Source organism: Bacteroides fragilis NCTC 9343 (assembly GCF_000025985.1).
Taxonomy (GTDB): domain Bacteria; phylum Bacteroidota; class Bacteroidia; order Bacteroidales; family Bacteroidaceae; genus Bacteroides; species Bacteroides fragilis.
This window is the reverse complement of sequence record NC_003228.3, coordinates 1978470-1992092: the sequence shown is the minus strand read 5'-3', so window position 1 is coordinate 1992092 and position 13623 is coordinate 1978470. Positions and strand designations below refer to the sequence as shown.

Sequence of the window (13623 nt, the reverse complement as noted above, 5' to 3'; positions counted from 1 at the left end):
TACTACTTAAAGAGGTTAACCATCGTTGCAATCATAGTTGCTAATGAAGCAGCAGAAGTACCCATTCCTATAATTTCGGCTGCCGACATTCTCTTCTTCGGATCTTTACTTGGCACGATAATCTCACAGCCTGGTTCTATCGCTTTAGAATTTCCCGTACGTAAACGAGACACTGTTCCATTCATATAAACCACAAAAGCTCTTTTTTTCTTTGCAAGACTTGCAAAACCACCGGCCTGATTAATATAGTATTTCAAACTTTCGCCTTTCTTATATAATACTGTATTGGGATACATCACAGCACCATTGATTTTGACGGTACTTACATACTCCGGCACAAACAAAATATCGCCTTCACGTAATACCATATCAAAGTCTGACCCCGGATTAGCCAAAGCCTTTTCCAACTCAATACCGACAGAATAAGTATCAGAGACATCAAGGGTCTTAACAGAAATGGAATCAGCTCCACCCTTATTAGCCATACGAAGTGCATCCTCCTTGCGGCGCAACTCTTCTTCTGTCATTTTACGAATCAAACGGGCACCTTTCACATAAGCATCTTGAGTAATACCGCCCGCTTTAGAAATCAAATCACTAAGACGTTCGTTCTTCTTTGATAGCGCATAACGTCCACCAAATAAAACCTCGCCTCCAACTGTAACATTTTGTTGTTGATGATAAGCAGGGCTACGACGAATATATACTTCGTCAAAAGGTTCCAAATGGAAATCCTGATCACCTCCTACAAGAAAACCATCTTTCAATTCAAAAGAGAAAGTCTTACCAACTATATTACTCAATTCAGTACTTTTTGAATTTTTTATTCGTCGGGACACATCCACACGGGCTGTCGAAGCTGCCTCCAATAATCCTCCGGCTTGTAAAACAAGGTCTTCAACCGACATATTGGATGAATACAAATAAGTACCCGGATTGGCTACTTCACCATGAATCGTAAGGGTTGCTTCCTCCTTCAAATCTTCAATACTCGGAATATAAAGGATATCATTTTTCTGAAGAGGAATATCAGCTACAGTACCATTCAACAATCCCTTTAAATCAATTTGAATCATCTCATGAGTAAGATCATCATTCTCACGATCGATGATAGCACGGTTTAAGAAAGCATCCCCTCTCACTCCTTCAGCTTTCTTTATTAATTGTTTTACTGTGTTTACAGTTCCATCGATTTGGTACATACCGGCACGATAAACAGCACCACGGACTTCAACACGGTTTTCAAAACGCTCCAATACCGAATCCACAGCCAGCACATCTCCATCATCCAGTTTAAATACCGAATAATCCATTTCATCTACATTATAAACCTGATGCTCACGGCCTGTTTTACGAATTAAGCGTATAGCTTTTTTATAAGCATCCCCGGTGAAACCACCTGAATATTTTAAAATAGTAGCCATTGTCTCAGAAGGCTTCATCTCATAAAACATCGGACGTTTTACCTTACCGGTAATCTGCACTAAAGATTCATATGGATCAACAATGACCACATCACCGTCTTGCAAACGAACATCGTCATTCAGTTTCCCCTTCATTATGAAATCGTAAACATCCAGATCTGCTATTTTTTTGCCGTTACGCACAACTTTAATACTACGTAAACTACCTATCTTATTAACACCACCGGCACGATAGAGAGCATGGAATACAGAAGAGAATGCCGAGAGCGCATAAGTACCCGGAACAGCAACTTCTCCCATAATACTAATTTGAATAGTACGGATATTGCCTAACGTCAGATCAACTGAAGTATTAGGATTCGGGCCGGATATACCTGCGTAGATTTTCGCAAATTCACGACGTACCGCATTATTAGCCTCACGAACAGTCATTCCACTTAGGTAAATAGGACCAAGATTATCGACTAAAATACTACCCTCCGGAGAAATGGTTTGTCTGATTGTAGTCTGAGAAGCTCCCCACACATCTATAATCACCTCGTCTCCAGGTCCCAAACGATAGCTTACAGGAGTTGCTATATTCAGATTGGGTTCAAATGTAAGGTTCTCGTTCGTAAAAATATTATGTCCGAAAATTTGTTGAGTCGGATCCTCTTCCGGCTTCACGGTGTACTCGTCAGACCAGTCTTCCTCATTCATCATGTCTTCATCTGTCATTTCCAGATTCTCATCTCCCATTCCACGCTTGTTTTTCTGGTTGTTCGACTGACGAAGCCCTTTTATATTCTTCTGGTTCTTTTGATTTTTCTGATCTTTCAGATTTTTTTGAGAGCGATTAGAGTAATCACTTTCATCATTTTGCTGAGTACGCGTACGCGACCTTGTTGAGTTCTGGTTGTTCTGTGTACCGGTACTGCCACTTCCATTTTCATATTTTTCCTGAATGCGTTCGACTTGTTCTTTCGTAACGCCCCTTCTCATCAACTCTGTTGTAATCTGCTTCTGAGTTTTACCCATCTTTTGAGCATCTTTTACATACTGCACGACCTGATCATCGGACATTTGCTGAGCTACAGCCACTCCGGACAAGGTAAAAATCAAGAAGAATAGTGTAATAAATCTACGCATAAGATATTCTGATTAATCTTTAGTGTTCCTCTAATAAATTATAAATCGGCCACAAAGGTAATATATTATTTTCATAATATACATTTATTTCATTCCTAAGTTTTCGAAAATAGATTAAAAAGAGGCTTTATCTAATATCTCAAACTCCGAATTCTTGCTTACAAATTCAGGAACTATCTTTTTCATAGAAGCGACAATTCCCATGGTGTCAGAAGTATAGCTCAAATCTATTAACTTTTGAATTTCTTGCTTAACCTCTTCATAATCATACTCACGAACTTTGGCTATCATTATTTTTTCATGGTAGGTAGGACAAGTGAACTCTTTCACATTCAATAACTCTTCGTATAGCTTCTCACCATGCCGCAAGCCGGTAAACTCTATTTTTATATTTTTCTGCCCACTCAAATAGATCATTCTTCTGGCTAGATCAACAATCTTCACAGGATTGCCCATATCAAAAATATAGATTTCACCCCCATTACCCATACTTCCCGCTTCCAATACCAATTGACACGCTTCCGGAATAGTCATAAAATAACGTATAACTTGAGGATGCGTTACAGTAACCGGCCCTCCTTTCTCTATCTGTTGTTTAAATCTAGGTATCACAGATCCGTTCGAGCCAAGCACATTCCCAAAACGAGTTGTGATAAATTTCACTAATGCCCCATCATTGACATATTTAGATAATTGATGTGCGAGAGACTGAACATAAATCTCAGCAAGTCTTTTACTACATCCCATTACGTTAGTCGGATTGACAGCCTTATCCGTAGAGACCATCACAAACTTTTCCACACCATATTTTACAGCTAAGTCAGCCATAATACGAGTACCCAACACATTCACCTGTATGGCTTCAGATACATTATCTTCCATCATGGGCACATGTTTATAGGCAGCAGCATGGAAAACATACTGCGGACGATAGTCTTTAAAGATTGATTCCATTCGCGTTTGGTTAGTCACATCGGCAACCAGCATTTTAGCATCAATATCCCGCCAATTATCCAACAGTTCCAATTGTACATTATGCAAAGGTGATTCTGCCTGATCAACCAAAATTAATTTATATGGATTCAATCCGGCTATCTGCCTCACCATTTCACGCCCAATTGAACCGGCAGCTCCCGTAATCATTATTCTCTTTCCTTCTATATGGGAAGATATTTTTCGAATATCTACATGAATAGGGTCTCTCTGTAACAAATCTTCTATCTGAATATCCTTTATTTGCATACCTTCCTTTCCCAGATCATTGAATGGAGGAACTGTAAGAATACGAATATCCTCGGCTATCAACCGGTCAATCATACCGGAGGTTTCAAGTCGGTGCACTTTCTCAGAAGAAACAATAATAGCTTCAATTCTCTCTTCTTCTAAAATATCAAACAGAGATTCATTATTCGCATATACTCTACACCCCATCGTCTGCTTCCCTATAAAGCCTGTATCGTCTGAAATAAATCCTTTTAATCTAAAATGATTACTTCTACTAACTCGTAATGATTTAGCAATATTAATACCAGCTCCCTTCGAACCATAAACAAACACCCGAATACTATGTCTACGATCGAAAGTCATCAACTCATGGATCATTTTCACCAAAATACGCAAACAGACCATCAAGGAGAAATTGACGATATAAGCTGTAAGAATAACACTAATCGGCAATACTTCTCGTCCACTCCACCCCATCCAAAGCAAATTGCCTACACAGGTAACCAAATATCCCAAAGTTAAGGAAATGAAAATACGAGAAATATCAATAAAGGAAGAATATCGAATGACCCCTACATAAGTACGATTCAGATGAAAGAAGCACACATTGAATATTACACAAAACAGTGTTGTCCACACCCACAACGAAAACTCAAAGACTAATGCCGACAGACCTATTTGCAAAAGGCTTGCCAGAAACATTGAAAAGATCACTAAAAGAACATCGACAGCAAGTATCAGCCATTTTGAAGCAACTCGCGATGAAAGATACTTATAATAAAATCGTATATTCATAGTAATATAAAAGTAGATTTATCAGTAAATATGCAAATATGAGTTTAAATATTTGAATCTACAACTATTTTCTAATTTAATCCCTAACCTTTTTATTTTATAAACATTTCAGAGAAATTATCACGAAAAAAGTATAGATTCATTTTGTTTTTAAAAATAAAGCTGTAATTTTGCACGCCGTAAACGGTAAAGTGTCACGCCGCTATAGCTCAGTCGGTAGAGCAACGCATTCGTAACGCGTAGGTCGCCAGTTCAAGTCTGGCTAGCGGCTCTTTTATAAGACATATAAAAGGGTCATCATATATAGGGCAGTTTACAAAGCTATAAAAAAGTGAAACCGAACACATCTAAATCATTGGAAGCGTCTGATGGGGTGTCACAAAAGTATAGCTTATGGCAATATTATCCTTTACTATTCTAAAGGCAAAACCAACAGCAGGAAATATTTTCCTATCTTGTTGTGTATCTCAACAAAAAAACATCCATCCTATGTATTCATTTTTAATAACTTTATATGCAATCGTATAGAGTAACTTCCAGTAGAAGAATGGAAAAGTTATGCCCAAATGAACAAAGGTACATTAAAAGTATTCGAAACAGCCGAAGGCAATTTATCAATGACTATAATGAATCCTATTACTATAGAGCATTTTGACAAATAGATGAAAGCAAACGGCTATAGCGATGCAGGGTATCGGATCCGCCTATATCCTATTAAAGCAGGAATAAACGAAGCTATCAAAAACGGACTACTCTGATGTGAGATACAGCCATTTGCTCATACAACACTTCCGACATCTGACAGAAAGAAAATAGATCTGAGCGTAGAAAGTGCCAGAAAAAGAATCAATAACGACGTAACACACAGTAAAAGCCTATCGTCAGCAAACGATTTTCCAAAGATTCCTGAAAAGCATCAATCGAAAAGTTCACTGGTAACCAAAACATTACCAATATTACTATTACATAAAAACATTTTGTGCTCAATGGCATCAAGAACATTTCCCCCCTTGTTCTTGTTCTTTAGTTTAAGGATAATTATGTCCGCATAAAAAAAAATAGAAAAAGATGAAGCAAAAGCAGTTTTACTTTATTTATGTTTTCCTTCTGTCAATGACTTTCTTGGGTGCATGTTCCAAAGACTCTCCAAACGAATTAATTCCTAATACAATAGTAAAAATCGAGATTGATAAACTACCTGGAAAAAGAATATATTTCATAGGAGAAGAATTGGATGTATCCGATATGACATTGAAAGTATTTTATTCAAACGAAACGTCTGAAATAGTTCCTGTAAAAAAAGACGAAGTCACTGGATTCAACAGTACGGTACCCGAAAACGATCAGATTTTAGAGGTACACAAAGGCAGTTTTACCGTTACTTTTAAAATACAAGTGCTGATTAATGATATTCAAGCGATTTCAATTAAGACTTTACCTTCAAAAACCGTATATACATTGGGAGAGCCTCTCTCCCTCAGTAATATGGTACTTGAAATAAACTATGCCGATGGTACGATAAAAGAAAATTCAGCTCCATCTGCTGATTGGGTACAAGGTTTCAATTCTTCCGTACCGGCACAACTTCAAATAGTGACACTTGAATTGGATGGTAAACAAGTATCTTTTGATGTGCAAATATTACCTGTAAAAGTAGACGGAGATAAAGTTGTAAGTGTCATTGATTCCGACTTTACATCAATAACCTTCCCGGATGGTATTCGCACAATAGGATCAAAGGCCTTTGAAAATAAGAATATCAAAGCGAGTGAACTTCTGTGCCCTGCCTCTTTGAGTACGATTGAGCAGGCAGCATTTGCTTATTGCAGAAATCTGAAAATCGTCGATTTAAGCCACACATCGATTAAGGAATTGCCGGAAGAGGCCTTTTTATTTTCCGGAATAAAAAAAATAGCACTGCCTGCTTCTTTGGAAATTGTTGGAAAGGAGGCATTTTACGGGTGTACTGATCTGAATGTTATCGACATAAGCCATACTTCCGTCAAAGAACTACAGAACGGAGCTTTCGGGAAATCCGGTATATCTTCTATATCTTTGCCTTCCACTTTTAAGATTGTAGGTGCATCGGCTTTCATAGAGACAAAGAACTTGAAAGAATTGACTCTGCCCGAAGGAAGTGAAGTGATTGACCTGGAGGCCTTTTCCGGCAGTTCCATTCAGAAAGTAACCCTTCCGAATACTATTTACCACATTGACCGCTCTTTCTACAGCTGTCCCGAACTTACTACCATCGAAACTTACGGAACCCGGACAACACCTTCGCCTGTTGACAGGACGGCAGCAATAGTGAGCGAATGTTTTAACCATTCTCCTAAACTCACTGTTCTTAAAATTCCCGCAAGCATAGTTAAAATAGGAATAAGTGCTCTGAACAAGTGTCAAGTAAAAACTCTTATTTTACCCGCAAGTGTGAAGGCATTAGACTTCAATGCTTTCGGAAATGCTGTTTCGCTGGACGAAATTTCATTAATGTCGCCTACGATGGTTACTGCCGACTATTACCCCGTACCGCCAGGAATTCAAAAGATAAGAGTTCCCCAAAACCTTGTCGAAACATACAAGCAGAACAAAGCCTGGAAGCCATTCGCTGAAAAAATCGTTGCTCTTTGAGGTCTGTTTAAATTTCGCTCGAAGCTGTTTTGAGATTTGTTTTCGAAGATATTTTCCCGTTTTGTGAGCTGCATAGCGGGTTATGTGACGAATAAAAACGAGGGAATAAATCGAAAAGGAACTCAAAACAGATCGATAAAATCTATATAAAAGTTTATTCAAAAAAAGTTCAAACAGAGTCATAATATCCGCTAATGCATAAACCGTCTGCGTAAAAGTTTTACAAAGGCGGTATCATTTGCAGGCAGATAACTATATTCTATTAGTTCCTCGTTTTATGCTATACTTCCATATAATCAAATTCATTCATATATCTTCCCGCTCCTTTCATGAGCTTGAATATTCTTATTTGAAATAACTGTCGCTACAATATAACCCAATATACCCTCGAATGTGTCAACGCCGATTAGTGCACTATTTGCTTTTTTGTAATCAATGGCCGCTTTCATAATTCTACCTGTTTAATTTGCTACTTCTTGATCGATTGATTAATTTTGATGCGACAAAAATCACCCCCAATAGTTATTCTGAGAGTGTCAACAATGACTCGCTCAATATATTATTCGAAACGCCCGGCTTTAAATTTTCAATATCATGAAAAATAAGCGAAAAAGACCATCTAAAAAGCAACACCACAATTCGTTTAAGAGCTTTTGGATAATAGCTCTATTTGCGATTTTACCATTAATCTACGGAGTCTATCTCTGCACACCGGAAATTCAAGCTGTATTCTTTCAGGCAACCAAAGTATCAAGACCGAATGTTGCACGTCCCAATTATTCTCACGATGAAAATCTGAAGGTTCCGGTTTCCCAATTCCCATTAACAGAGCAGATAATTCATCACAAAGGTTATACTGTGTCTTATAATAAGGATAAAAAGATCCCCAATTGGGTAGCTTACGAACTCACCAAGCAAAAGACACAAGGGAATATAAAAAGAAACGAACGATTCATCGCCGATCCTGTCGTGAAAGGAGGTATGGCAAACAATTCTGATTATTCCCGTTCCGGATTTGACAAAGGTCATATGGCACCTGCTGCCGACATGAAATGGAGTAATGAAGCCATGAAAGAATCCTTTTATTTCAGCAATGTATGTCCGCAACATCCCGAACTTAACCGTCGGAAATGGAAAACACTGGAGGACAAGGTCCGCGAATGGGCTGTAGCCGATAGCGCAATCCTTATTATTTGCGGCCCGGTCACGAATAAAAAATCTCCGGTAATCGGCAAAAGCCGGGTGACTGTTCCATCAAAGTTCTTTAAGGTCATTCTCTCTCTTCACGGCTCCACTCCCAAAGCTATCGGATTTATTTTTAAGAATGAACGCGCAATAGCACCTTTACGAAATTATGCCGTCTCTATTGACAGCATTGAACAACTCACCGGACTGGATTTCTTTTCTTCACTCCCCGATTCTTTAGAAAATGAAATAGAAAGTCGGATAGATACCACCTTATGGAGCATCTAAACCCAAACACATCAATTGAAAGATAAGAATTGAAAAAACCAACAGTCCCCAAAAGCAAATAATAACTAAACAGATAGAAAACATTTATTATCCAAGAGCAATCATCATTGAAATCTTCTTAACTTTGGCACGATTTTATAACCATTAGATATTCTATATGAATAAGAAAAGAAAGAAAATATTTCTCAGCATACTGGCTACTTTTTTCTTCATTTGTATCGCCGGTACAGGAACAGTCTATTACTACCTATTTTACCCCCAGTTTCATCCAAGTAAGACAACTTATATCTATATAGACCGCGATGATACTACAGACTCCATCTTCAATAAAATAAGAAAGCAAGGAAACCCTCATAGCTTTAATGGCTTCAAATGGATGTCCCATTTCCGTGAATATAGTAAAAATATCCATACCGGACGTTACGCCATCAAACCCGGAGATAACACTTATCAATTATACAGTAGATTATCAAGAGGCTATCAAACTCCTGTCAACCTGACAATTGGAAGTGTCCGAACACTTGACAGATTAGTCCGCAGCGTAGGGAAACAGTTAATGATAGATTCCGCTGAAATTGCCATGGCACTATACGACTCTATTTTTCTGGAAAAAATGGGATACACAGAAGCCACCATCCCCTGCTTATTTATTCCCGAAACATATCAGGTATATTGGGATGTCAGTGCAGCAGACTTTTTAGCCCGAATGAAGAAAGAGCATGATAAATTTTGGAACAAAGACCGACTCTCAAAGGCCCAAGCAATAGGGATGACTCCTGAAGAAGTTTGCACGCTGGCCTCCATCGTAGAAGAAGAAACCAACAACAATGCAGAAAAGCCTATGGTTGCAGGATTGTACATCAACCGATTACATGCCGGCATGCCCCTGCAAGCCGACCCGACTATCAAATTCGCACTACAAGATTTCGGGTTACGCAGAATCACCAATCAACACTTAGACGTACAGTCTCCCTATAACACTTACCTGAATGCGGGACTGCCTCCGGGCCCTATCCGGATACCATCACCCAAAGGGCTGGACAGTGTCTTGAATTATGTAAAGCATAACTATATCTATATGTGCGCAAAAGAAGATTTCTCCGGTACGCATAATTTTGCCTCCAACTATGCAGATCATATGGTTAATGCAAGAAAATACTGGAAAGCGCTGAATGAAAGAAAGATTTTTAAGTAATCCCGTGATAAAATGATCTTAAAAATGTATCTTTGCCCGATATTATAACAAAATACGTGATTAACACCAAAAGAAAATAAGATATGAGCAAACAACTCTTACTTGGCGACGAAGCCATTGCGCAAGCAGCATTGGATGCCGGACTTTCAGGCGTTTACGCTTATCCCGGCACTCCATCTACTGAAATTACCGAATATATTCAAATGGCTCCTATTACGAGCGAGCGTAACATACACAACCGTTGGTGTGCCAACGAAAAGACGGCAATGGAAGCTGCCTTAGGTATGTCTTTTGTTGGCAAACGTGCATTAGTCTGCATGAAACATGTAGGAATGAACGTAGCTGCCGACTGTTTTATCAATTCGGCCATCACAGGTGTAAAAGGCGGACTAATTGTAGTAGCAGCAGATGACCCCAGCATGCATTCATCGCAAAACGAACAGGATAGCCGTTTTTATGGCGATTTCTCTTTGATCCCGATGTACGAACCGAGCAACCAGCAGGAAGCTTATGACATGGTGTACAACGGTTTTGAGTTTTCTGAAAAGATAGGTGAACCGATACTAATGCGTATGGTGACACGTCTGGCTCACTCTCGTTCAGGTGTAGAAAACAAAGCACAAAAGCCACAAAACGAAATTTCGTTCAGCGAAGACCCGCGCCAATTTATCCTGCTCCCGGGCAACGCACGCAAACGTTATAAAGTACTACTCACACGCCAGGAAGAATTCATCAAAGCATCAGAAGAGTCACCATATAACAGATATATCGATGGCCCCAATAAGAAAACTGGTATTGTAGCTTGTGGAATCGGTTACAACTATCTAATGGAGAATTATCCGGAAGGTTGCGAATATCCGGTATTAAAAGTTGGACAATATCCGCTTCCCAAGAAACAATTGATGCAATTAATCGACGCTTGCGACGAAATCCTTGTTTTAGAAGACGGACAACCATTTGTTGAAAAACAATTGAAAGGATATCTGGGTATCGGATTAAAAGTAAAAGGCCGTCTTGACGGTACATTATCACAAGACGGTGAATTGAATCCGGACACGGTTGCACGTGCGCTCGGCAAAGAGAACAGCTCGGAATTCAATGTTCCGAATATTGTAGAAATGCGTCCGCCGGCATTGTGTGAAGGGTGCGGCCACCGAGACATGTATATTACACTGACTCAAGTGCTAAAAGAAGAATACCCCACTCACAAAGTTTTCAGCGATATCGGTTGCTACACTTTAGGAGCAAACGCCCCATTCAACGCAATCAATTCATGTGTGGACATGGGAGCCTCTATTACCATGGCCAAGGGTGCCTCCGATGGAGGACTCCATCCTGCTGTTGCCGTAATCGGAGACTCAACTTTTACTCATTCGGGCATGACCGGACTATTGGACTGTGTCAACGAAAATGCCAATGTTACCATCGTCATTTCGGACAACGAAACAACAGCAATGACCGGTGGACAAGATTCTGCCGGCACAGGTCGCCTTGAAGCCATTTGCGCCGGATTAGGTGTAGATCCGGCTCACATTCGCGTAGTAGTTCCATTGAAAAAGAACTATGAAGAGATGAAGCAAATCATACGCGAAGAAATTAATTATAAAGGAGTATCCGTTATCATCCCGCGCAGAGAGTGTATACAAACATTAGCACGTAAAAAAAGAAGTAAGTAAGCCATGAAAAAAGATATCATATTATCAGGTGTAGGCGGACAAGGCATCCTGTCTATCGCCACAGTAATCGGAAAGGCCGCTCTTAAAGATGGTCTGTATATGAAACAGGCAGAAGTACACGGCATGAGCCAGAGAGGTGGAGATGTACAGTCAAATCTCCGAATAAGCGATCAGCCCATTGCTTCCGACTTGATTCCTTCGGGTAAATGCGATTTAATCATTTCACTCGAACCCATGGAAGGACTCAGATATCTGCCCTACCTCGGTCATGAGGGTTGGTTGGTCACGAATGAAACTCCGTTCGTTAATATCCCCAATTATCCGGCTGAATCAGATGTTATGGCAGAAATTAATAAACTGCCACACAAAGTCGTATTGAACGTAGATAAAGTAGCTAAAGAATTAGGGTCTACACGAGTTGCCAACATCGTTCTATTAGGTGCCACTATCCCGTTTTTAGGCATTGATTATGAAAAGATACAAGATAGTATCCGTGAAATATTCCAGCGGAAAGGCGATGCAATAGTCGAATTGAATTTAAAAGCTTTGGCCGCCGGAAAAGAGATCGCAGAAAAAACGATGAAATAACCAGAGATAATTGAATATGGGAAAAGGTGATAATGTGATTGAAACAATCGTCGCATTATCACCTTGATATATTATCCCCCCTATCTAAATAAATATCAGAAGCCATGAATACAAAATATTGGGAAGAAGAGATAGAGACCATGAGTCGCAAGAAGCTACAGGAATTACAACTCCAACGGCTTAAAAAAACAATAAATATAGCAGCCAATGCCCCTTATTATAAGAAAGTATTTCAAGAGCATGGCATTACTCCGGAGAGTATCCAGTCTCTAGACGACATCCGTAAATTGCCTTTTACCACAAAGGCGGATATGCGGGCAAATTATCCTTTCGGACTTGTTGCAGGAAATATGAAAGAAGACGGAGTACGCATCCACTCTTCAAGCGGCACAACGGGAACACCGACAGTCATTGTCCATTCACAGCATGACTTAGATTCATGGGCCAATCTGGTTGCGCGATGCTTATATTGTGTAGGTATACGTAATACGGATGTTTTTCAAAACAGTTCAGGTTATGGTATGTTTACCGGCGGACTGGGATTCCAATACGGAGCCGAACGACTGGGAGCATTGACCGTACCCGCTGCTGCCGGCAACAGTAAGCGTCAGATCAAGTTTATCACCGACTTTAAGACAACAGCTTTGCATGCGATCCCCAGCTACGCCATCCGCCTGGCCGAAGTTTTTCAGGAGGAAGGTATCGATCCGCGCAGTACCACCCTTAAAACGCTCGTAATCGGTGCTGAACCGCATACAGACGAACAGCGGAAAAAGATCGAACGCATGCTTGGCGTGAAAGCATACAATAGCTTTGGCATGACTGAGATGAATGGTCCGGGTGTTGCATTTGAATGTACCGAGCAGAATGGCATGCATTTTTGGGAAGATTGCTATTATGTGGAAATCATTAATCCCGAGACAGGTGAACCTGTACCCGAAGGAGAAATCGGTGAACTTGTACTCACTACTCTTGATCGTGAAATGATGCCACTAATACGCTATCGCACACGTGACCTTACCCGCATTTTACCGGGAAACTGTCCTTGTGGCCGTACCCATATCCGGATAGACCGTATTAAAGGCCGTAGTGATGATATGTTCATTATCAAGGGAGTAAATATATTCCCCATGCAAGTAGAAAAGATATTGGTACAATTCCCCGAACTAGGAAGCAATTATCTCATTACGCTCGAAACTGTGAACAATCAAGACGAGATGATTGTAGAAGTAGAACTGAGTGATCTTTCTACCGACAATTATATCGAACTGGAAAAGATACGCAAAGACATTACCCGCCAGCTAAAAGACGAGATACTTGTTACACCTAAACTCAAGTTGGTAAAAAAAGGCTCTTTACCTCAGAGCGAAGGCAAAGCTGTCAGAGTAAAAGATCTGAGAAACAATAAATAATCATTCAATGAACCTAAATATACCAATGTACACCATTCATAAATACATTGGTATATTAGGCACATTAAATTTATCAT

9 protein-coding genes and 1 tRNA gene are annotated in these 13623 nt (G+C 39.8%); 7 read left to right on the top strand and 3 right to left on the bottom strand.

What is annotated here, in order from left to right:
* Nucleotides 1–2: 2 nt before the first annotated feature.
* Both BF9343_RS07890 and BF9343_RS07885 read right to left on the bottom strand, forming a co-directional pair.
* Nucleotides 3–2552, bottom strand: a complete 2550-nt coding sequence (locus tag BF9343_RS07890; protein ID WP_010992628.1) for an SLBB domain-containing protein — start codon at nt 2550–2552, stop codon at nt 3–5.
* 114 nt (nt 2553–2666) lie between these two features.
* Nucleotides 2667–4571, bottom strand: a complete 1905-nt coding sequence (locus BF9343_RS07885; protein ID WP_010992627.1) for a polysaccharide biosynthesis protein — start codon at nt 4569–4571, stop codon at nt 2667–2669.
* 198 nt (nt 4572–4769) lie between these two features.
* On the opposite strand from BF9343_RS07885, the gene BF9343_RS07880 reads away from it, so the two are divergent.
* Nucleotides 4770–4842, top strand: a tRNA-Thr gene (locus BF9343_RS07880).
* A 797-nt stretch (nt 4843–5639) separates the two neighbouring features.
* Complete coding sequence (locus BF9343_RS07875; RefSeq protein WP_010992626.1) at nt 5640–7202, top strand: leucine-rich repeat protein; 1563 nt, start codon at nt 5640–5642, stop codon at nt 7200–7202.
* Between the two features lie 302 nt (nt 7203–7504).
* Here the strand turns inward: BF9343_RS07875 and BF9343_RS23615 are convergent, their stop codons facing one another.
* The gene (locus BF9343_RS23615) at nt 7505–7651 is read right to left on the bottom strand and encodes a hypothetical protein (protein WP_164088332.1); all 147 of its coding nucleotides are present in this window, start codon (nt 7649–7651) and stop codon (nt 7505–7507) included.
* Between the two features lie 145 nt (nt 7652–7796).
* Here BF9343_RS23615 and BF9343_RS07870 point away from each other — a divergent pair, with 145 nt between their 5' ends.
* The 5 genes from BF9343_RS07870 to BF9343_RS07850 all read left to right on the top strand — a co-directional run bounded on the left by BF9343_RS07870 (nt 7797) and on the right by BF9343_RS07850 (nt 13546).
* Nucleotides 7797–8675: a DNA/RNA non-specific endonuclease gene (locus BF9343_RS07870; RefSeq protein ID WP_010992625.1), complete on the top strand. Its 879-nt coding sequence runs from the start codon at nt 7797–7799 to the stop codon at nt 8673–8675.
* A gap of 157 nt (nt 8676–8832) precedes the next feature.
* Entirely contained in the window at nt 8833–9870 is a 1038-nt protein-coding gene (gene mltG / locus BF9343_RS07865) for an endolytic transglycosylase MltG (RefSeq protein WP_010992624.1), read from the top strand.
* Nucleotides 9871–9953: 83 nt separating this feature from the next.
* The gene (locus tag BF9343_RS07860) at nt 9954–11546 is read left to right on the top strand and encodes a thiamine pyrophosphate-dependent enzyme (protein WP_005786589.1); all 1593 of its coding nucleotides are present in this window, start codon (nt 9954–9956) and stop codon (nt 11544–11546) included.
* A 3-nt stretch (nt 11547–11549) separates the two neighbouring features.
* The gene (locus BF9343_RS07855) at nt 11550–12134 is read left to right on the top strand and encodes an indolepyruvate oxidoreductase subunit beta (protein ID WP_005786586.1); all 585 of its coding nucleotides are present in this window, start codon (nt 11550–11552) and stop codon (nt 12132–12134) included.
* 104 nt (nt 12135–12238) lie between these two features.
* Entirely contained in the window at nt 12239–13546 is a 1308-nt protein-coding gene (locus BF9343_RS07850; RefSeq protein ID WP_005786583.1) for a phenylacetate--CoA ligase, read from the top strand.
* The last annotated feature ends 77 nt before the right edge of the window (nt 13547–13623 follow it).